The organism is Paenibacillus sp. OAS669, assembly GCF_014873645.1.
GTDB lineage: Bacteria > Bacillota > Bacilli > Paenibacillales > NBRC-103111 > Paenibacillus_S > Paenibacillus_S vulneris.
The window spans coordinates 1170322-1191470 of record NZ_JADBDR010000001.1 but is presented as its reverse complement, the minus strand read 5'-3'; the positions used below and the strand labels follow the sequence as shown (position 1 = coordinate 1191470).

Below are 21149 nucleotides of genomic sequence, written 5' to 3'. Positions count from 1 at the left end.
CGATGAACGGATTGGATTGGGCGGCGGCAGTGATCGCGTTAACGGGTACGGTGTTAGGCTATTACCGGGGATTGGTTAGCCAAATCGTATCCGTGGCCGGCCTCTTTATTGCTTATCTGGTGGCGTTTGCTTTGTATCCGTATATGGCGCCATTGGTTGCGGGGGTGCTTGCCCTGCCGGATAATGAAACGTTCCGGCAGTATGAGCAGATGATGAAGGGGCTCCATCTCGATACATATATTTACAATGCTATAGCGTTTGCTGTGCTGCTTTTCGGAGTGAAATTCGCATTAAGCCTCGCAGGGCGCATCCTGAACTGGATCGCGCTCACGCCAGGGCTCAAGACGATCAATCAATGGAGCGGCGCTCTGTTGGGCCTTGCTGAAGCGGCATTGATCATTGTCATCGCGGTGCAGGTCATGTCCGTTATTCCTAATGAAACGGTGCGGCATTTATTGGATGGTTCGAAGTCCGCGCCTTATATTTACAATGCTTTACCTTCGGTTACCGATAAGCTGCATGAGCTATGGAACAAAAAAACAGTCTAATCGCACTGCCATAGCTGCTTCAAAAATAAAGTCGCTGGTTTCCGCCTCGTGCGGGATCAGCGGCTTTTTTTGATATTTTCGAGGCTTATTCAACAGCTACGCCCCCCTGCAGCGAGCTATTTTTGTCGTTGTATATGCTGTACAAACAGGTAGGAACCGGATGCTGCCGCGGCATAGTTTTCCTTCTTCCAGGGTAATCTATGCCAGATAAGGAGTGGATTGCTATGCTGGAGCAAATCAAAAAGCTGCTTGGTTCTCCCGCCGATTTGCTGGCACAGACGTTAGATAATGGAGAGGCAAGAATGGAAATGTGCCTGTTCCCCAGCATGACCGATATCAATCATGTGAAGGATATGCTCATGGTTCCTTTCTCCTATCGATACCGTCCCGACGAATTCAGAAGGATGCTGCGGAGCAACCCGTGCTTCAAGCAAGTGGACGACCCCGCCGAATGGACGGCGCTATTGCTGAAGGGCTGTACGCTGTTTGAATACGAGGGACATGTTCATTCACTGGAGTCGGTCCGGAAGATGCAGGACCAGCCCGAGAACACGGAGGTGGAGGCGTCCCTGCAGGGTCCCCAGTCCGCGTTCACCGAGGATCTGGACATGAATACAAATCTGGTGCGCTTGCGGTATAATTTGCCGACGTTATCGGTGGAGAAGATGGAGAAGGGAGATGATTCCAAAACCAGAATCATGATTTTGTACGATCGGGACAAGGTAGACCACAAACCGTTGAAGGAGCTGTCCCAAAGGCTGGAGGATATCCAGATGAAGCTGTTACAGGCGGCCGGTCAACTCGCGATGTATCTGGGCAACTCCCGGTTCAGCATGTTCCCCGTCACGATGCAGACGGAACGGCCCGACCGTGTAGCGCAGTTTCTTTCGAGGGGGAAGATTGCCATTCTGGTAGACGGCAGCCGATTCGCCGTTACGCTTCCGGTTCGTTTCTTCGACTTTATGCATGCGATGGACGATGATTACGAGCCGTTCTGGATGGGGAGAGTCATCATTTTGTTCCGTTATGTCGGTATGCTGCTCTCCATGACGCTGCCTGCTCTCTACATCGCCGTATCGGAGTATAATCCGGAATTTTTCCGGGTGCAGCTGGCTTTCTCCATTGACGGCAGCCGGGCGGCGGTACCGTATCCGGCTTTCATTGAGGTCTTCATTATGCTTTTTATGATTGAGGCGCTCATTGAGGCCAGTATCCGTCTTCCCCGATTTGTCGGCTCTACGGCCGCAACTGTTGGAGGTCTTATTTTGGGGCAAGCCGCCCAGCAGGCAGGACTGGTTAGCAGCATCATGATCATAGTGACATCCGTTGTTGCTATTTCCAATTTTGTTATACCAAGCAGCTCGTTCAGTTACTCCATCCGGGCTTTGAAGTACGTCTTCGTCGTTGCGTCCATCTTTTACGGCATGGTTGGTGTGATTGTGACGATGTTTCTCGTTATTGTCTACTTGTGCCATTTGCGCAGTTTTGGGCAGCCGTATCTTTCGATATTTACGCCGAATAAAAATCGTTGAACCATAATCGGGGGGATCTATTCTGATCCGTTACTTTTACTATCATTTCATCTATGTTGGGTTCATGAACGTCATGCTGTTTGTGCCGCACATGTTGATTAAAGAACGGTTTAACGGTGCGGTAATGAGCATCCTGATCGCCATTGTTTGCGGGACAGTGGTCTCCATCGTGACGACTAGCTGTTTTCAGCGGTTTCCGGGTATGGGACTGCCGGAAATTCTTCATCAATATCTTCCACCCGCTATCGCTATTCCCTTGATCGTCCTCGCGGGCTTGGCCTGGATGACGGGAGGCGTTCTTGTCATATACAACTTTACCCGGACGATGGGGATGTTTTTTAATCCGGAGATGAATGAATTTTCATTTTTGTTTATTATTGTTGTCGCCTGTATTTTTGCCGGCTCCAGATCCTCCAGGTCCGTACAGTTTTCCCTTGAGATGCTGCTGCTGCTAGTAGCTCCAATATGCCTATTCATCCTGTATAAGTCGGTTACCGACGATCAGCTCAGCTGGGATGCGATGAGAGTAGTGGCCGGTTATGTGGATCGGGCGCCAACCTTTGAATCGATCGCCGCGGCGTCATTTTTGTTCAGCGGATATTTGAATATCCAACTCTTCAATCGTTTAAACATACAGCCGTTTAAATTCAAGTATCGCTGGATCATCCCCGTTTTGGGAACCGGCTTTGCGTTTTCCTCGTTCTTTATCCCTATCGGATTTCATGGAACAATGGCAGCAGAGCAGTATATCTTCGTATGGAGCGTGACAGCTGATTCCATGATCATGAAATACGGCTTCATCCAACGGGTGCTGTTTATCTTCTTGGTTGTCTTTACGATTCTATCCTTGATGTTTGTCATGAACACCTTTCATTGCGCCATGGAATTTTTCAAGGGCTGTTCTCCTCGCCATAAACCCAAAGCAGAAGAAATGCCTGTTCCTCTATCTAATTGGATATTATGCACTGTATTTGGAGGGCTGTCGTTCGTTTATTCCTTGTGGGCCAACGAGCAGAGGAATCAATGGGCGACGGGGTGGTGGCTCATGGCCCGGTTTTGTGTCGAGGTGTTTGCCATGTTCGTCATGATTTTTATCGTATTCTTGGCGAGAAAAAATTCAACCGGGCGCGATGCCTCAGGAAGCCGTCCCAAATCTTCGTGAACAAAGGAGGCATACAGCATGATCAGGGCATTCATGGTCTTCTTGCTTTGCCTGCTTCTCGCAGGCTGCGGGATGAAGGATATCGACAAACGCTTCTATGTGGTGGCCATGGGAATCGATTGGAGCGGAAACCCGGAGAAGCCCTTTCGGGTCTCGATCCGATTGGCCATCACATCGGCAAAGGTAGAAAGCGGGTCGTCCAAGACCCAAATCCAAACCATCGACGCCCCATCGATTGCCGAAGGCGTTCGTCATTTGAAGTCGTTTGTGGACAAGGAGCTTGATTTCGGACACTGCCGTATATTTGTGATGGGGAAATCGTTGTTCGATCATAACGATCCCAGCAGCATGAGCTGGTTCGCCCGAAGGCGGGACATTCAAGCGGTCAGCTACGTAGGTGTGGGCGATCCGGATGCCTTGTCCGTGCTGAAAGTTACGCCGAAATCGGAACGGTACCCCGGCAATGCGCTGACCTTGACCTTCGGCAATGAGGGCTCGGAATCTCCCTATACCGTGACGACGTATTTCTTTGATCTGACCCGGCGCCATTTTGAAAAAGGCCTTGATCCGGTACTTCCTATTATTCGAGGCAAAGAGAGCACCTACGAGATCGATCGTGTCCTGATTATGGGCAAAAGACGGCCTCATTTCATACTGGATCCGGAAGAAACCATGGTGTTTAATATGACGGCCAGACAATTTCCAAAGTCCGAGCTCAAGATGCCTTACGGAAAAAAAAGGATTGTCCTGACCGTCAATCAGATTCGATCCAAAATGAATGTCAGCAAAGATGATATTCCCAAAGTTACTCTGAACGTCATGATCACTGGTATTCTGGAGGAAAGCCCTCCTTTTGTTCTGGAGAAGGACTGGCAAGGGATCGAGCGCAAGCTGGGCGAACGGTTCTCCCGTCAAGTCGAGAGGCTGCTCTATAAAATACGGGATTCCGGAACGGATCCCTATGGATTCGGGCTTCACTACCTGGCCACTTACTTCGGTGATGAACAGGATTACAAGCATTGGGAATCGGTATATCCGCAAGTCGAGTTTAAGGTGAACACGCGGGTGAAGATCTCGGGACCGGGAGTTGTACGTTAAGGATAGAGATCAACATGAGAAAGGAATTTGCGAAAAAGAATGACAGACTTTACGCCAGTGATGTTAGAGGAAGAAGCCCCTCCGGCGCATGCGGTTCATTGCTTGAATTGCGAGCTATGCAGTCATCGTCAGCGAGTCATCTGGGGAGAAGGGAACCCTGATGCTCCTGTTTTTATTTTACTGGATAACCCGGGGTTGAGGGAGGACCGGGAAGGGAATCCTTTCGTTTGCGGCACACGGGAGACGCTGCAGCGCGGAATGGGAGATGCGGGGCTGGCGCTTGAGATGATTTACGTCACTTTTCTTTTAAAATGCCGTCCCAAACGGGCCTATAATAAACCGCTCGCGAGGGCGGCTTGTTCTTCTTATTTACAAGAGCAGCTTGAAGCCAAAAAGCCAGCCGTAATCCTTGGTTTGGGGAATACAGTCGTCCAATCTTTATTTCCGGATGAAGAGGCTGACGTGAAAAGCTTCAGAGGAGCATGGCATAGCTATCAGGGTATTCCGGTTACTTTCTCCTACCATCCCCTGGCCGTGAGGCGAAGACCGGTGCTGATGAAATATTTCGTTGAGGACATTAAGTTGGTCGTTTCTACAATCAAAGAAGAAAAATAAATGATCGGCCTAGCCTAGAAAAAGCCTGTGTACCTGGCTATGGACAAAATAAAGAGGCACCCCTATCGGGCGTGCCTCCGGTTATGAACCCTTAAGATTCAACGATCAGCTTCGATTTCATATTGATATGGCCTTGGCCGCATGGTACCGAGCAAATGATATCATAAGTGCCTTCTTTGTCTGCTTTGAAGGTTTTTGTTTTGGTGCTGCCGTCCAGCTTGACGTTCAAGCCCTTAATTTCTACACCGTGCATGCCTTCTTTATTTTCCAAAGTGACGGTAATGTCTTGTCCTTTTTTCACTTTATATTCCGCCTGATCGAACTTGAAGTTCGAAGCGACAAGCTTCAGTTCGTTGGAAGCTCCGGCGGATGCGGAACCCGATGCTGCATTTGAAGTAGGCGCCGGCGCACTGGCCTCCTCTTTTTTACCGCAAGCGGACAATGCCAATACAAGACAGACGGCTACTGCCAACATAATAAGTTTTTTCATCCGATACCCCTCCATTTTATGGTTGCTCACTGATTATGATACACGAGCGGCGTATCATTTGCAGTGACAAACCGGTGAATAATGGAAGGCAAATTTGCAACAATCAAAGAAAATCAGCCTTGCGGAAATCCGCAGACTGATTTTTGTCCCCTTTGACGGCAAACGCTCGAAGACCTCGCTTGCTTCGTGGGGAGAAGCTTACTTTCGATCCCGGGTTCCTTGCTCAAACGGTGTTTTGACCGGAATGAACAAGTCGATAATGCCGATGACCAATGCAGCAAGAATGGCGCCGATAAAGCTCGTTGTAACTCCACTTACAACAAATTGGGCCAGCCAAATGATTACGGCGCTGGTGATGAACCCTACGATCCCTCGACCGAACGGTGTGATCTTTTTGCCGAAGATGCCTTCAATGACCCATGCCGCAATCGCAATGACCAAAGCCAGGAAAAAAGCGCTCCAGAACCCGCCGACCTTAAATGCGGGAACGATGAAGCTGACGAACATCAAGACCAAAGCAGATACGATAAACCTGACGATATGTCCAAGCAAATGCATCGGCTTTAAACCTCCCTCTCTAGTAGCATTTTGGATCTGACGGCGGTGAACGGCGTACCTTTGACGATTTTTCTCGCTGCACATAGTATTATGGCCTGCGCCATTGGGTTTATGTAAACCATATTTTAGAACCGGCGGAGAGAACGGCTATAGCAGAAAATTAGCTTATCCCCAAGGCATCGGATATAATATAATGAATAGATGGGTAACGGAAAAGAAAGGTAGGATGGAATTGAACAGCAAAATTTTAAAGACATTGGATTACGCCTCCATATTAGATAAATGCGCCAATCACGCGGAAACCAGTCTGGGAAAGGAACGTGTGGAGCAGCTGCTTCCGAGCGGAGATTTTGAAGAAGTCAAGCGGCGTTTAAAGTCTACGGACGAAGCGGTTAACGTGAACCGGCTCAAAGGAAGCGCTCCATTCGGTGGCATTCGTGATATCAAGACGGCGGTTCATCGTGCGAGGATTGGCGGTGTGCTGAGCCCTTCGGAACTGTATGATACTGCCAATACAATCTATGGCGGCCGAAGGCTCAAGCGGTTTTTGAATGAGGTGCATGAGGATTATCCAATTCCCTCTTTGGTCATGCTTACGGAGCAAATAGAGGATCTGAAGCCGACGGAGGACAGAATCAAGCAGTGTATCGACGAGAATGCGCAGGTGGTGGATTCGGCCAGTCCGGAGCTGGCTCGTATCCGTCAGGAGCTGCGAACCAGCGAAACGCGTGCAAGGGATCGTCTGGAGCAAATGGTACGCACCCCTTCCATCCAAAAGATGCTGCAGGATAACCTCGTTACCATCCGTAACGACCGTTATGTTATTCCTGTGAAGCAGGAGTACCGTGGCCATTTTGGCGGGATGATACACGACCAATCTGCTTCCGGCGCTACGTTGTTCATCGAGCCTGAAGCCGTCGTTCAATTGAATAACCGCGTCCGGGAGCTGAAGCTCAAGGAAGAGACGGAGATTGAGAAAATATTGCGTATGCTGACCGAGCTGGTAGCCGAGTCTGCCGACCTCCTGTTAGGCAATCTCGATGCGCTGGCCGAGCTGGATTTTACCTTCGCCAAAGCAGGGCTGTCCCACGAGATGAAAGCAACGCTGCCGATATTAAATGACCGCGGATTTATAAAGATCAAGCGCGGACGGCATCCTCTCATTCCTGCGGATAAAGTCGTGCCGCTCGATATCGAGCTTGGGAACCGGTATACAACCATTATTGTAACGGGCCCCAATACCGGCGGTAAAACGGTATCGCTCAAGACGATCGGCCTGCTGTCCTTAATGGCGATGTCGGGGTTGTTCGTTCCTTCGGAGGAAGGCAGCCAGCTATGTGTCTTCGACGCAATCTATGCGGATATCGGAGATGAACAGTCCATCGAACAAAGTTTGAGTACGTTCTCAAGCCATATGACCAACATCATTCGGATTCTTCGCGATATGACGCCCAAAAGCCTGGTGCTTCTTGACGAGCTGGGTGCGGGTACCGATCCGGCGGAAGGCTCGGCTCTGGCCATATCGCTCCTGGAATATATTCATAAAATGGGGTGCCGCATCGTCGCCACGACCCACTACAGCGAGCTGAAGGCTTATGCCTTCGACCGCCAGGGGATCATTAACGCCAGCATGGAATTCGATATTCAGACACTCAGTCCGACGTATCGCCTGCTGGTCGGCGTTCCGGGCCGAAGCAACGCATTCGCCATCGCCGAGCGGCTGGGCCTTGCCAAGTCGATTATCGAGCATGCCCGCGGACAGGTCGGCGAAGAGGATCAGCGCGTGGAATCGATGATTGCCACGCTGGAAGAAAACCGTTTGACAGCCGAAGCGGAGCGTCAAACGGCCGAACAGCTCCGCCGCGAGGTGGAGAGCCTGCGCGCGAAGCTGGAAGCCCAGCAGCAGCGCTTTGAAGAGCAGCGTGACCGGATGTTCGAGAAAGCGGAGCGCGAAGCCCAGGAGGCTGTCGCCAAAGCCCGGCGCGAGGCGGACGAGATCATCGCCGATCTGCGGCGCATGCAGCGGGAAGCCCATCTGGTGAAGGATCACCAGTTAAGCGACGCCAAGCGAAGATTGGATCAGGCCGTGCCGGAGCTTCGGCAGAAAAAGGCGGCGCAGCCTTCCAAGAAGAAGCAGGATAAGCTGGAAGCCGGAGACGAGGTGCTTGTAACCAACCTGCGTCAGAAGGGCCATATCGTTGAAGTGGTCAGCGATACCGAAGCGATGGTACAGCTCGGCATCATGAAGATGAAGGTTCAGCTGGCCGATCTGGAGCTTGTTAAGGCTGCATCCGCCGCGGAGAAGAAACCGCAGCAAGCCGCAGCAAGCCTGAAGCGGACACGGGATGAGAACGCCAGAATGGAGCTGGACTTGCGAGGGCTTAATCTGGAGGAATCGCTGATTGAGGTCGACCGTTTTCTGGATGAATCGTATTTGGCCAATTTCGGCCAGGTCTATATTATTCATGGTAAAGGCACCGGAATTTTACGGACGGGCATTCAGGAGTTTTTGCGCAAGCATAAGCACGTCAAGAGCTATCGTATCGGCAATTATAATGAAGGCGGTACTGGGGTCACCGTAGCCGAGCTGAAGTGACAAATTTTTTTGCAGCGCGATGAAACTCCGAGCAGGGTTGCCTCGTATGTATAGTGTAAACATCGATGTTACTGTAAGATAAGAACTAAAGCTTTTCCAATACAATAGAACATTCATGGGAGGAATTTAGGTATGGGAATCTTCAAGAGATTGCGTGACTTAACAATGGCTTCGATTAACGATTTGTTGGATAAAGCGGAAGATCCGGTGAAAATGCTGAACCAATTCCTGCGCGATATGGAAGAGGACATTAACGAAGCCGAAGTGGCTGTAGCGAAGCAAATTGCGGTTGAGAAGAAATTCAAGCAGCAATACGAAGAAGCGTTCGAAATGGTGCAAAAGCGTGAAGAGCAGGCTCTGAAAGCTCTGGAGCAAGGCAATGAAGATTTGGCCCGCCGTGCGCTGCAGGATAAGAAAGAGCATCAAACCCGTTATGAAGAAATGAAAAAGCAATACGATATCGCCAAAGGCAATGCGGATCGTCTGCGCGATCAGCTGCAAGAGATGAAAGACGAGTTTACCAAAATGAAAAACAAAAAGGATTTGCTCGTAGCTCGTGCGGAAGCGGCAAAAGCGCAAAAGCAAATCAACCAGGCGATGTCCGGCTTTGGAACGGATAATGCGGCTAAAGGCTTTGATCGTATGTCGGAAAAAGTATTGCAAATGGAAGCGGAGGCGGAAGCAAGCAACGAGCTTCGTTCCAAAAACCGCAGCCTGGATGATGAATTGGATCAATTAGGCAAGAGCGACGGCGTTGACGATGAGCTTGCCGCTTTGAGAGCCAAGCTGGCAGCAAAGAAAGAATCCTAATCCACCCCGAACAATAGTATCGACCAAGCAAGAGACTGCGGCTTCGGCCACAGTCTCTTCAAGCGTTAAAGCCGTTTCATATTCAATCCCGTACCCGAATATGTTTTTCTTATCCGGGGAATTCCCCGAAATGCAACGAAACAATCAGGATTCGCTACTTTTGAGGTTTTGTAGGGAGGTGTCGATACTTGAATGAAGAGGTGGATGTCATGCTAAGTAATCCTTATATAGAGACGCTGGCTTTTTTCTCCGTTGCCGTCGTAGCTCTCATTGTTTTCCTCGCCATCTTTGAGATAGTAACCCGATATAAGGACTGGGAAGAAATCAAGAATGGAAACCTGTCTGTAGCTATGGCTACTGGAGGCAAAATATTCGGGATTTGCAACCTGTTCCGCTTTGCTATTTTAAATAACGATTCCGTGCTCCATTCGCTGATTTGGGCCGGCTATGGCTTTATTTTGCTTCTGGTCGCCTATTTTATATTTGAATTTTTGACGCCATACTTTAAAATAGATGAGCAGATTCAAAAGGATAACAAGGCGGTTGGATTCCTGTCGATGGTGATTTCCATCTCCATGTCGTATGTTATCGGTGCGAGTGTAACTTAAGATGGCAGGGCTAGATCCGGAGGGCATGAAATGAAATATTTATGGGGCAGTTTGCTGGCCCTGGCGCTTGTGTTTTTCGTCTGGGGCACGTATTATTTTATTAAACACGGCTAGTAAGTTGAATCGGAGGAATGTACGGTGCCGCAATCGCATGATCAAGTATGTCCATGGTGCCAAACCGAGATTGTATGGGACCCCGAAATCGGTCCGGAGGAAACCTGTCCGCACTGCTTTAATGAGCTCGGCGATTACCGCAGCATTAATTTGAAGGTAGGGCAGGACGAGCAAGAGGTGGATTTGGACGAAGAGGAAGCTGACGATCCTGAGGATGATGAGGACCTCGAGGACTACGAGGACTACGAGGAGTTTGAAGGGATCGAAGACTACGAGGAAGGCGTACAGCGTGTACTGGACACGCAGGAGGATACGCCGGAATGTCCGGTCTGCCACAGCTTTATGCTGCTAACAGGTACGCACACCATGCCGCAAGGCTTCGTTCCTGTTATCCCGCCGCGACTGAACCAGCCTTTGGTTAAGGCGGCTCACAGCACGAAGGTCTTCGTCTGCCCTTCCTGCTTCAGAGTGGAGCAGGTATTGTCCGAGGAAGACCGTCTGGCGATGATCGAGCTGTTAAAGCAGCATGGCCATCAATAAGCTCGGCTCTCAAAAAGGAAATTCCCACTAGGATGGGATTTCCTTTTTTTTCATTCCCTCATGTTTTTCATAGAGAGGGGAAGGTTAACAAGGACGTCATAATCCTACATAACAGGTGAGCACAATGCATTCTGGAACCAAACAATTTCCCCACAAATGGGTGCGGAGCAAAGAGCAGCGCACAGGGTGGCGCTACGACGGCCACGAGAGTGAGACTTCCTCCGGGAAGGGAAGCAGGCTGACAGGACAATCCAGGCTGCTTCTGACCGTTCAAGGCTTGGTGGCTGCGGCCAACGCTTTGTCAGGTACGTTTGTCAACGTCTATCTGTGGAAGGCGCGGCAGGACTTTGCTCTTATCGGCTGGTTTACGCTGATTAACCATGTGGCGATGGCTCTGACCTTTTGGCTTGCGGGAAAATGGGTCAAGGAGCATAACAAGATGAACTGTTTACGGGCCGGAGTGGCGGTATCCGCCTTGTTTTATACGCTGGTGCTGTGGTTCGGAACGAATGCGGTTCATTATTACCTGCTCTTGGGGGTTATTCTCGGGATGGCTTCCGGTTTATTTTGGCTAGCCTTCAACGTAGTATATTTTGAGGTGACGAATCCGGCGAATCGGGATCGTTTTAACGGATGGGCCGGGTTGTTAGGGTCCGCGGCAGGGATGATCGCTCCGTGGATCTCCGGCTTTTTAATCATTCATTTGAAGCAGACGAACGGATATCGCGTGATCTTTACTCTGTCACTTGTCATTTTCGTGATTGGTGTCGTATTCAGCTTTTTTCTGAAAAAAAGAAAGTCGCAAGGACATTACGAATGGTTCCTTACCCTGCGCTGTCTGAGTCAAAAGGAGACGCTGTGGCGTACGGTGTCACTCGGCTTGGTGGCTCAAGGCGCAAGGGAAGGCGTGTTTGGTTTCATGATTGGTCTGCTTGTTTATGTTCATACCGGCAATGAGATGAAGCTGGGGAACTTTGCCCTGATTACCTCGGCCGTTTCTTTGGTCAGCTTTATGATTACAGGAAGGCTGCTGAAGCCGAAATACAGGAAGAAAGCGATGCTGATCGGAGCGGTCATGATCGTCCTTGTCATTCTGCCCTTTTTCTGGAAGGTCAATTTTTTGACTTTGCTCATTTTTGGGGCCGGCGTCGGACTTTTTTTTCCGATGTACTCGATTCCTATGACCTCCTCCGTATTTGATTTGATCGGCAAGCATGAGGATAGCGTGAAGCATCGGGAGGAGTATATCGTGATGCGCGAGCTTGCTTTGAATGCGGGCCGGATTACGGGGACGGCCGTTTTTATCGCTGTGGTGACGATGACTTCCTCTCCTGCCGCGATGAACTGGCTGCTCCTGGGCATCGGCTGCACTCCGATTGCATCCTGGTTTTTCATGCGAAAGGTTCCGATGGATAAACCGGTTAAGGCGTCGTAATCATCCTGCTATGGAGCCTTCCGGCAGTATCCAGGCTGTTGACAAAATAAGGAGCGCCGTTACAATTAGGACGGAGGTGTAGAGCATAGAGCGACGAGTCCTGTGCGGAAAGGAGTGGCTTTAGATGAGCAAAAACAATCGAATGGTCAACAGCGTTACGGAACTTATTGGGGATACGCCGGCGGTACGGTTGAACCGGTTAACAGGAGATAATGACGCCGAGGTATACGTCAAGCTGGAATATTTCAATCCGAGCGGAAGCGTGAAGGATCGGGCGGCCATGAACCTGATAGCCCAGGCGGAAAAAGACGGGATCTTGAAGCCGGGCGCTACGATTATCGAGCCGACCAGCGGCAATACCGGAATCGGGCTTGCCATGAATGCGGCGGCCAAGGGCTATAAGGCGATCCTGGTCATGCCGGATAACATGACGAAAGAGCGTATTAACATATTGAAGGCGTACGGAGCTCATGTAGAGCTGACCCCTGCCGATCAAAGAATGCCGGGGGCGATCCGCCGCGCGCTGGAGCTTCGAGATGAAATACCGGACAGCTTCATTCCGCAGCAATTCGAAAATCCGGCGAATCCGGATATTCACAGAACGACTACGGCACTGGAAATTATCGAGCAGACGGAGGGCAAGCTGGATGCTTTCGTGGCTTCATCGGGAACGGGAGGCACGATTACCGGGACAGGCGAGGTGCTTCGCGAACGCATTCCGGGCATTCAAATTTATGTCGTCGAGCCTAAAGGCTCCCCGGTATTATCGGGCGGCAAGCCGGGCCCGCACAAGTTGGTAGGAACGAGTCCCGGCTTTGTTCCGGCTATCCTTAATACGGAGGTGTACGACGAGATCGTACAGGTGGCCGATGAGGACGCGCTCCGTACGACCCGGGAGCTGGGCAGCAAGGAAGGCATTCTGGTCGGTCCATCCGCCGGCGCTACGGTGTGGACTGCGCTGCAGGTAGCCAAGAAGCTCGGTAAAGGGAAGAGGGTATTGTGCATAGCTCCGGATACGGGAGAACGGTATTTGAGCATGGGCATCTTTGTTTAAGTTGGGACGAGCACCTCGTGAGAGGTGCTTTTTTGTGTGTGAAGGAACGCAAGGAAGCTCGCTCGGAAGAAGCAGCAAGCCATTCAAAATTAGGCAGGAATATTTGAAAAACAAGTTGAATAAAAATGCATTTAGATGTATAATTATAAGTAAAGAACAATACAAGGTAGGATGGTGATTGACTTGATTATAGCATTAGAAAATGAGCCTCCTGCACAAGGACAGTTTGAGCAATTGCTGGCATCCGTCGAGGATCATGCAGCCGATGCGGAACTTCTGTATAAAACGTACTGCCAGAGCCCTTATGTGATCGCCGCTTATGACAAAGGCCGGCTGGTGGGCATCGGAAGAGTGACGGGAGAGTCGGATGGGCAAGGCGGGCTGCAAATTACCGTGCTTGAGGATTACCGCTGCCACGAGATTGAAGCGAACATACGCAGGCTGTTATCGATCCACCGTTAATAGCATTTTTACAGCAGCCTATTATTTCTTATATAGATTTTATGCAAGCCCGAGGCTATTGTGCCCTGCGGGCTATTTTTGCGTTGAAGGGATGGCTTGCAGATTTGGCTCAGCCCAAGCAAGAGCAATTTTATTTTGCAAAAAGCCGCCGGTTGGGTGTAATATGGAGTAATAATTTATCTATCCATGACATGTAAGCGGAAGACAGGTTTTGTCTAACGCAAAACCTGGAAGGAAGCTAATGTAAGGCACAACTCTTGGGAGGGTTAACCACCGATGGAACAGTTTAAAATGCGAATTATTGAGCTGCTTAAGGAAGACGCGAGAAGAACCCCGGCGTTAATAGCGACTATGCTGGGTGCGCCGGAGGCGGAAGTGGCGGAAGCGATCAAGCAATTGGAGGATGCGCACGTCATTATCAAATACGCGCCGATTGTGAACTGGGCGAAGGTGGACAACGAGAAGGTAACCGCATTGATTGAAGTTCAGATCACGCCGGAACGCGGACGCGGCTTCGATGCGATCGCCGAGCGCATTTACTTGTATCCGGAAGTCAAATCCGTATATTTGATGTCCGGAGCCTATGATTTGCTGGTAGAGATCGAAGGGAAAACGCTGAAGGAAGTCGCTTCTTTCGTATCCAATAAGCTGTCGCCGATAGACCGCGTTTTATCGACCAAAACACATTTCATACTTAAAAAATATAAGCAGGACGGTATCACCTTTGAAGATCATGAGGATGACCGCCGTATGTTAATCTCCCCGTGAAGGATGATGAGTGATGATCAAACAACATGAGCCTTCTACAAAGTCGATGTCGGGTTATTTGGCTCCCTTGGTGAGAGAAATCCCTCCATCAGGGATCCGCAAATTTTTTGATCTGGTCAGCGCCAGCAAGGATATCATTTCCCTTGGTGTCGGCGAGCCGGATTTTTGCACGCCTTGGCACGTGCGTGAAGCCTGCGTGTATTCCCTTGAACGCGGCAATACGAAGTATACGCCGAATGCTGGAATGCCGGAGCTAAGGGAAGCGATCGCCGAGTATTTGTACGATTCGTTCCATGTGCCGTACGAGCCTTCTGACGAAATCCTGGTTACGGTGGGCGGCAGTGAAGCCATTGACTTGGCCTTGCGTGCCTTGATCGTCCCGGGGGATGAAGTGCTTGTTCCGGAGCCTTGCTATATCTCCTATTCTCCGATTACGAAGATCGGCGGGGGGATTCCTGTCGGGATCGAGACATTCGCGAAGGATAATTTCAAGCTGACTCCCGAGGCCTTGAAGGCGAGCATTACACCTAAGTCTAAAGTACTGATTCTGTGCTATCCGAGCAACCCGACGGGCGGCATCATGACGTACGAGGATTGGCTCCCGATTGCAAAAATTGTTGAGGAAAACGACCTTATTGTCATTTCCGACGAAATCTATGCAGAATTGACTTACGAACAGAAGCATGTCAGCTTCGCTTCCTTGCCGGGCATGAAGGACCGCACCATCCTGGTCAGCGGCTTCTCCAAAGCCTTCGCGATGACCGGCTGGAGGATGGGCTATGCTTGCGGACATAGGGATCTAATTTCAGCGATGCTCAAAATTCACCAATACACCGTCATGTGCGCACCTGCTATGGGGCAAGTCGCAGCTCTCGAGGCTTTGAAAAACGGTATGGATGAAAAGGATCGCATGGTAGAGTCCTATAACCAACGGCGCCGGCTCGTCGTTCAGGGCTTCCGGGACATCGGGCTCGAGTGCCATGAGCCGCAGGGAGCGTTCTATGCCTTCCCTTCGATTGCTTCTACAGGGCTAAGCTCGGAGGAGTTTGCCCAGCGTTTGCTCCTTGAAGCGAAGGTCGCTGCGGTGCCGGGATATGTGTTCGGCTTGGGCGGAGAAGGCTTCGTGCGCTGCTCCTATGCGACTTCCGTCAATCAATTGCTGGAAGCGATCGAAAGGATCGGAAATTTTATACGTAAATTATAGTTTCGACAAAAGTAGTCATTTCCATCTCCGACAAAAACTGTTATCTTTAATAGTATAGAAGTTTCATATCCTTTGGGGTTATGGGACTTCCGAATCTAAAGATATGCCAGGGGGGGATGAAGAATGGCTTTTCCGGAATATCAGCTTAGGCATTACCCGCAAATCGGTTGGATTCGAGAGAATAATCAGCAAGCCAAGTGGTTTTTTGGGAAAAAGAAGCGGTCATCTTCTGACGTATCTTTGGAAGAAGAGATTTATAGGTTGCGCCAGGAGCTCGAACGACTGGTTCAGAGCGAGCAATGCTTGACCTCACCGGAAGTTGTGAAGATCAGCATGATCCTGGACAAAAAGATAAATGAGTATATGAATCGAAATAAGAGGAGCCGGTAACGGTTCCTTTTTTTACATTTCAGCCTGCGGCCTTCTCCTTTTTTTATCTCTAGTTTTGAAAGAAACGAGACATTTATGATATGATTGGGGGTAACAGCAATCCAAGAAAGCGCATCTATAAGGAGAGGGAACATGAAAGGGAAATTCATGCTCATCATCATGCTGCTGCTGGTGCTAGCCGGCTGCGGCGGGGGACCCAAGGCTGATGTATTGATTTTTATGACAGGCCCCAATGGAATTCCGAACGAGGTGGGAGATAAGCTGCAGGCTGCGCTGCAAACGAAGCTTGGCGAAGCTCCGACCGTAAAGATTCAGACCACGCCGATGTTTTCTATGGATAAATTGGTTGTAGAAATTGCGGCGGGAGATAACAGTATTATTATTGTGCCGACGGAGCAGTTTAAAACGATAGGCCAGCAGGGCGGATATGTCAGTCTGGATGATGTGGCGAAGCAGGAGGATTTTCCCGGAGGCGTGCTGGAGCTCCCGGTAGATTCCAAGGATAAGAATGCAGCGCCCAAGAAAGAGAAGCATTTGTACGGTATTCCTTTGGAACAAACCAAATGGTTTACAGAGCTTAATTTGAATGGCAAAGATTTGGTAGCCTTCATTCCGGCCAATGCCAAAAATCTGGAAAAAGGCTTGCAGGTGATGAAGGTCATCGCGCAAAAATAGACCTAATGGACGTTCCTGCTGCATAGGCAGGTCTGACTTTAATTTCATAGAGTTACCGACTAGGTGCCTGTCTGCTTAACAAGCCGGCAGGTTAAAAGGGAAGCCGGTGTGAATCCGGAGCGGTCCCGCCACTGTATTTTGGAGGGAGAGTCTCATATTGCCACTGTTCTGAACCGGAATGGGAAGGCGAGGCCTCCGTACAACTCCATAAGCCAGGAAACCTGCCTAATCGGGAATAGACCGGGCCTTTCGAGGAAAAAGGAGCGTCGTTTGCACGCGCTGTCGTTCAGAATAACGGACAGCGTCTGCAATCGCATGCCCTCTGCTTCCTAATTGCAGCGATCAGGATCAGAGGGTTTTTGACGTGCATGCAAACCGGGACATGGAACAGGAACGATACAATGGGATGGAAGGACAAAGGGAGGTACCACAATGTGGAGTGAAATGAAACGAAGCGGCAGAAAAAAATGGCTGGCGGCCGTATTGGGCCTGGCGCTTGTGTTCAGCGCAGCCGGCTGCGCGCCGAAGGAGACGAAGCCCTCGGGGACGGCAGATTTGAAGGAGCCGGCTAAAGCGAGCAGCGGAGAACAGACAAGCCCTCCAGCCGCGAACGCAAAGGCTACAGTATATCCGTTGAAAGTGAAGGATGCAACAGGCAAGGAGTTTACCTTTGAAAAGGCGCCGGCCAAGATTGTGTCGGTGTCTCCCAGCGAGACGGAGACTCTGTTCGCTCTAGGCTTGGGCGACAAAGTCGTCGGCGTATCCGACTTTTGCGATTATCCGGAGGAAGCGAAGAAGAAGCCTAAGATGGGCAGCATCGTGAAGCCGAATGAGGAAGCGCTGATTGCGGCTAACGCGGATGTCGTGCTGTCGGGCGTATCGCTCAAAACAGCAGCCGTCGAGCAGCTGAGGGGCTTGAATGTAAATGTGTTTAAGGTAGAGCCCAAGACGATTGACGACGTCATGAACAATATTTTGAAATTCGGACAAATTTTTGACAAGCAGGAGCAGGCGGAGAAGCTGGTGGCTTCTATGAAGGCGGAGCGTCAGAAGGTTACGGATGCCGTCAAGGATCTGAAGCCGGAGCAAAAGAAAAGGGTGCTCATGGAATTTTCTCCTGGCTGGACGGTAGGGAAGGGAGAATTCATGGATGAGCTGATCACCTTGGCTGGCGGTATTAATGTCTCTTCCGACATTACCGGGTACGCGAAGCTGAATGAAGAAAAGGTGATCGCGGATAATCCTCAAGTGATTCTGTACCCGAAAAATCTGATCGATGAAAATTCCAAGAAGTCCATGGATCAAATCATTAGAGAGCGGACCAGCTGGGCTAATGTCGATGCGATCAAAAACAACAAGCTGGCGGGGTTGGATAAGGACTCGATCAGCCGTCCGGGACCGCGGATTACAGCAGCGCTGGTAGATGTAGCCAAAGGCATTTATCCGGAATTGGTGAAATAAAATGAAGCGGAAGCTAATGGCATGGGGAGGAGCGGGGGTGCTGCTCCTTCTTCTTTCCGTGACGATCAGTTTATCCATCGGTACGGTTCATGTGCCGCTCCTGCATGTATGGGGCATTCTGGCGCATCATCTGCCCGGAATCGGAGGCTCGGTTCCAGTAGATTGGCAGCCGGCCTCCGAGCAGATTATTTGGCGCGTCCGGCTGCCCCGCGTACTGCTGGGGGTGCTGGTCGGCGCCTCCTTGGGTATTGCGGGAGCGGCCTTCCAGGGAGTGCTGCGCAATCCGCTGGCAGATCCCTATACGCTGGGGGTTTCTTCGGGCGCCTCGGTCGGCGCTGCTTTCCTGATCTTGTTCGGGCTGCAGTTTGCCCTACTGGGCTCGGCAACCGTTCCGGTTGTCGCATTCATTACAGGAGCGCTATCCTTGATTACTGTGATTATTATCGCAAGAACGGGCGGCAAGATACGGATGGAAGCCCTGATTTTATCCGGGGTCGTCATGCAGGCCTTTCTCGGGGCCTTCGTCTCGTTTATGGTCGCGATGTCCAAGCAGGTTATTAATGAAATTGTGTTTTGGCTGATGGGCAGCCTGGCGCTTCGGGGCTGGATGTATTCGCTTGTGCTGCTGCCCTACTTGGCGATCGGCGTCATGATCCTGTTCGGCTATGGAAGAGCGATGAATTTATTCGCTTTGGGCGAGCAGCAGGCGGCCTATCTGGGTATAAGGGTCGAGCGAACGAAGCTTATTGTGCTGGCGGCTGCAACGCTGATTACGGCAGCGGCCGTGTCGGTCTCCGGGGTCGTCGGCTTTGTCGGCCTGATTGTGCCGCATTTGCTGCGGCTGATCGTTGGGCCGGACTATCGGCTGCTGCTGCCTCTTTCCCTTATCGGGGGAGCAATCTACGTACTGTGGGCGGATACGCTTGCCCGTACGGTCCTGAGTCCGACGGAAATTCCGCTCGGAGTGGTAACCGCGTTCATGGGGGCTCCGTTTTTTGCCTATTTGTTAAAAAGAAGCAAGCGATTGTCGAACGAATAATTTACGATGCCAAGATGTTGAAGGGAAGGGGGGCGGCAGGAAATGAACAGTGAGGAAGCTCATGCAGATGAGAAAGTTATTGCCGTGGAGGGTGTGGGATTAGCGTATTCCTCGAGGCAGGTGCTCGATAAGGTGAGCTTTTCCGTATCCTCGGGCGAATGCTTCGGCATCATCGGTCCGAACGGCAGCGGCAAGTCGACGCTGCTGAAGCTGATCTCCGGCGTCGAGAAACCTTCTGCTGGCCGGGTCCTTCTGAACGGTAAAGAGGCGTGCGAATACCCGCGCAAGCAGCTGGCCCGATGGGCGGCCGTGCTCCAGCAGGATGCCCTTCCCCCGCTTGGTTTTACCGTCCGCGAGGTCATTGCGATGGGCCGCTATCCGTTTCAAAACTGGCTCGGCGATGAAGCCGGGGCTGTGGACTCGGAGCGGCTAATCGATGACATCCTTGAGCGGCTGGAGCTGCGACCGCTGGAGCACCGCAGCATCGACGCCTTGAGCGGCGGCGAACGGCAGCGCGTCGCGCTCGGTAAGGTTATGGCGCAGCAGCCGAAGCTTCTGCTGCTGGACGAGCCGACCACGTATCTGGATATTGGCTATCAGGTCCAGATGATGGATTGGATTCGCTCCTGGCAGCAGGAATCGGGTCTTACCGTTATCGCCGTGCTGCACGAATTGAATTTGGCCGCGCAATATTGCGGCAGGCTGTTATTGCTGCAAAACGGCCGTATAGCAGGGATCGGCGAACCGGAGGAGGTTCTCCGAAGCGAGCTGCTGGAGCGGGTATACCGTACACAGCCGATCGTGCTTAAGCATCCGGTTACCGGTGTACCGCAAATTCTTTTGCAGAGCGGGGCCGATTCATAGCAGATTAAAGGATATAGGAACCAGATTTGGGAGGGACACGAACGATGTACAATAGAGATTGGCTGAACCGGGCGGTGTCAGAGATAAAGCCTCTGGATCAGGAGGCGATGGAGGCGGCGGAACGCCATCTGGACCAGTTGACCAAGCCTCCGGGCAGCTTGGGCAAGCTGGAGGAAGTGGCACGTCAGCTGGCCGGTATTAGCGGCCAAGTCGTGCCTGAGCTGGGGAAGAAAGCCGTCATTGTGATGGCGGCGGACCACGGCGTATGCGAAGAAGGCGTCAGTGCGTTCCCGGCTGAGGTGACTCCGCAAATGGTGATGAATTTCCTGAACGGCGGAGCGGCGGTTAATGTGCTGTCAAGGCATACGGGCGCGGACGTCGTCTGTGTCGATATCGGGGTGAATGCGGATTTGGAGCATCCCGGGCTAGTTTCGAGAAGTGTTCGCAAGGGCACTCGCAATATGGCGAAGGAAGCGGCAATGACCGAAGAAGAGGCCATTCAGGCGATAGTTACCGGCATGGACCTGGTCAAGGAGCTGGCAGGTCAGGGTTACACCCTGTTTGCAACAGGCGAGATGGGGATCGGCAATACGACGGCCAGCTCAGCGCTATTAGCGGTATTAAGCGGAACCGACGTCGGCGTTACGGTTGGCCGTGGGACCGGAATCGACGATCAGAAGCTGCTGCACAAGCAGGCCGTCATTGAACGGGCGATTGCCGTCAATCAGCCTGATCCGGCAGACCCGATCGATGTGCTTGCCAAGGTAGGCGGCCTGGAAATCGCCGGGTTGACCGGCGTCATCCTCGGAGCTGCGATGCATCGCCGGCCGATTGTGATCGACGGCTTCATCTCCTCGGCGGCCGCCTTGGCAGCAAGCCGTATTGCTCCGCTTAGCGCGTCATACATGATCGCTTCGCACTTATCGCAGGAGCAAGGACATGCGCGCTTGCTCGAAGCGGTGGGCTTGTCCCCTATGCTGCGCATGGATATGAGGCTTGGAGAGGGTACGGGAGCCGTGCTGGCTTTCCCGCTTATTGAAGCGTCGGTGAAAATCATGAAGGAGATGGCTTCCTTCGCCTCGGCAGGCATCTCTACCTCCAATAATTAATGGAAAGGCTGGACGGC

At 51.4% G+C, this 21149-nt stretch carries 22 protein-coding genes and 1 riboswitch; of the genes, 20 read left to right on the top strand and 2 right to left on the bottom strand.

Annotated elements, in window-relative coordinates; all coding sequences use genetic code 11:
• The first annotated feature begins 2 nt into the window (after positions 1 to 2).
• The 5 genes from GGC63_RS04840 (at position 3) to GGC63_RS04820 (ending at position 4955) form a co-directional block, all read left to right on the top strand.
• Positions 3 to 548: a CvpA family protein gene (locus tag GGC63_RS04840; RefSeq protein WP_192701280.1), complete on the top strand. Its 546-nt coding sequence runs from the start codon at positions 3 to 5 to the stop codon at positions 546 to 548.
• A 224-nt stretch (positions 549 to 772) separates the two neighbouring features.
• Positions 773 to 2080 (top strand): spore germination protein, encoded by a 1308-nt coding sequence (locus GGC63_RS04835; protein ID WP_192701279.1) that lies wholly within the window; start codon positions 773 to 775, stop codon positions 2078 to 2080.
• Between the two features lie 64 nt (positions 2081 to 2144).
• Entirely contained in the window at positions 2145 to 3242 is a 1098-nt protein-coding gene (locus GGC63_RS04830; protein ID WP_192701278.1) for a hypothetical protein, read from the top strand.
• Between the two features lie 18 nt (positions 3243 to 3260).
• The gene (locus tag GGC63_RS04825) at positions 3261 to 4340 is read left to right on the top strand and encodes a Ger(x)C family spore germination C-terminal domain-containing protein (protein ID WP_192701277.1); all 1080 of its coding nucleotides are present in this window, start codon (positions 3261 to 3263) and stop codon (positions 4338 to 4340) included.
• A gap of 27 nt (positions 4341 to 4367) precedes the next feature.
• Positions 4368 to 4955 (top strand): uracil-DNA glycosylase, encoded by a 588-nt coding sequence (locus GGC63_RS04820; protein ID WP_318780981.1) that lies wholly within the window; start codon positions 4368 to 4370, stop codon positions 4953 to 4955.
• 91 nt (positions 4956 to 5046) lie between these two features.
• On the opposite strand, the gene GGC63_RS04815 is transcribed toward GGC63_RS04820, so the two are convergent.
• Both GGC63_RS04815 and GGC63_RS04810 read right to left on the bottom strand, forming a co-directional pair.
• Positions 5047 to 5445, bottom strand: coding sequence for a cupredoxin domain-containing protein (locus GGC63_RS04815; RefSeq protein WP_079908135.1), 399 nt, complete (start codon positions 5443 to 5445; stop codon positions 5047 to 5049).
• A gap of 198 nt (positions 5446 to 5643) precedes the next feature.
• Positions 5644 to 6003 (bottom strand): phage holin family protein, encoded by a 360-nt coding sequence (locus GGC63_RS04810; protein ID WP_192701276.1) that lies wholly within the window; start codon positions 6001 to 6003, stop codon positions 5644 to 5646.
• 232 nt (positions 6004 to 6235) lie between these two features.
• On the opposite strand from GGC63_RS04810, the gene GGC63_RS04805 reads away from it, so the two are divergent.
• The 15 genes from GGC63_RS04805 (at position 6236) to cobT (ending at position 21132) form a co-directional block, all read left to right on the top strand.
• Positions 6236 to 8599: an endonuclease MutS2 gene (locus GGC63_RS04805; RefSeq protein WP_318780980.1), complete on the top strand. Its 2364-nt coding sequence runs from the start codon at positions 6236 to 6238 to the stop codon at positions 8597 to 8599.
• Between the two features lie 132 nt (positions 8600 to 8731).
• On the top strand, positions 8732 to 9409 hold the full coding sequence (locus tag GGC63_RS04800; RefSeq protein WP_192701275.1) for a PspA/IM30 family protein: 678 nt from the start codon (positions 8732 to 8734) through the stop codon (positions 9407 to 9409).
• Between the two features lie 209 nt (positions 9410 to 9618).
• Positions 9619 to 10017 (top strand): DUF350 domain-containing protein, encoded by a 399-nt coding sequence (locus tag GGC63_RS04795; protein WP_412973849.1) that lies wholly within the window; start codon positions 9619 to 9621, stop codon positions 10015 to 10017.
• Between the two features lie 138 nt (positions 10018 to 10155).
• Complete coding sequence (locus GGC63_RS04790; RefSeq protein ID WP_192701273.1) at positions 10156 to 10671, top strand: hypothetical protein; 516 nt, start codon at positions 10156 to 10158, stop codon at positions 10669 to 10671.
• 124 nt (positions 10672 to 10795) lie between these two features.
• Positions 10796 to 12106, top strand: coding sequence for an MFS transporter (locus GGC63_RS04785; protein ID WP_192701272.1), 1311 nt, complete (start codon positions 10796 to 10798; stop codon positions 12104 to 12106).
• A 124-nt stretch (positions 12107 to 12230) separates the two neighbouring features.
• A complete protein-coding gene (gene cysK, locus GGC63_RS04780) occupies positions 12231 to 13160 on the top strand; it encodes a cysteine synthase A (RefSeq protein ID WP_192701271.1) in 930 nt (309 codons plus the stop codon).
• A gap of 183 nt (positions 13161 to 13343) precedes the next feature.
• Positions 13344 to 13622: a hypothetical protein gene (locus tag GGC63_RS04775; RefSeq protein ID WP_079908143.1), complete on the top strand. Its 279-nt coding sequence runs from the start codon at positions 13344 to 13346 to the stop codon at positions 13620 to 13622.
• 276 nt (positions 13623 to 13898) lie between these two features.
• The gene (locus GGC63_RS04770) at positions 13899 to 14390 is read left to right on the top strand and encodes an Lrp/AsnC family transcriptional regulator (protein WP_079908144.1); all 492 of its coding nucleotides are present in this window, start codon (positions 13899 to 13901) and stop codon (positions 14388 to 14390) included.
• Between the two features lie 13 nt (positions 14391 to 14403).
• Positions 14404 to 15594, top strand: a complete 1191-nt coding sequence (locus tag GGC63_RS04765) for an aminotransferase class I/II-fold pyridoxal phosphate-dependent enzyme (protein WP_079908145.1) — start codon at positions 14404 to 14406, stop codon at positions 15592 to 15594.
• A 123-nt stretch (positions 15595 to 15717) separates the two neighbouring features.
• On the top strand, positions 15718 to 15984 hold the full coding sequence (locus tag GGC63_RS04760) for an aspartyl-phosphate phosphatase Spo0E family protein (RefSeq protein ID WP_079908146.1): 267 nt from the start codon (positions 15718 to 15720) through the stop codon (positions 15982 to 15984).
• A gap of 132 nt (positions 15985 to 16116) precedes the next feature.
• A complete protein-coding gene (locus GGC63_RS04755) occupies positions 16117 to 16659 on the top strand; it encodes a hypothetical protein (protein WP_079908147.1) in 543 nt (180 codons plus the stop codon).
• Between the two features lie 44 nt (positions 16660 to 16703).
• Positions 16704 to 16903, top strand: a riboswitch (cobalamin riboswitch).
• A 188-nt stretch (positions 16904 to 17091) separates the two neighbouring features.
• A complete protein-coding gene (locus tag GGC63_RS04750; RefSeq protein WP_192701270.1) occupies positions 17092 to 18120 on the top strand; it encodes an ABC transporter substrate-binding protein in 1029 nt (342 codons plus the stop codon).
• Between the two features lies 1 nt (position 18121).
• Positions 18122 to 19159 (top strand): FecCD family ABC transporter permease, encoded by a 1038-nt coding sequence (locus tag GGC63_RS04745; RefSeq protein WP_192701269.1) that lies wholly within the window; start codon positions 18122 to 18124, stop codon positions 19157 to 19159.
• Positions 19160 to 19201: 42 nt separating this feature from the next.
• The gene (locus tag GGC63_RS04740) at positions 19202 to 20023 is read left to right on the top strand and encodes an ABC transporter ATP-binding protein (RefSeq protein WP_192701268.1); all 822 of its coding nucleotides are present in this window, start codon (positions 19202 to 19204) and stop codon (positions 20021 to 20023) included.
• Positions 20024 to 20067: 44 nt separating this feature from the next.
• Positions 20068 to 21132, top strand: a complete 1065-nt coding sequence (gene cobT, locus GGC63_RS04735) for a nicotinate-nucleotide--dimethylbenzimidazole phosphoribosyltransferase (RefSeq protein ID WP_192701267.1) — start codon at positions 20068 to 20070, stop codon at positions 21130 to 21132.
• The last annotated feature ends 17 nt before the right edge of the window (positions 21133 to 21149 follow it).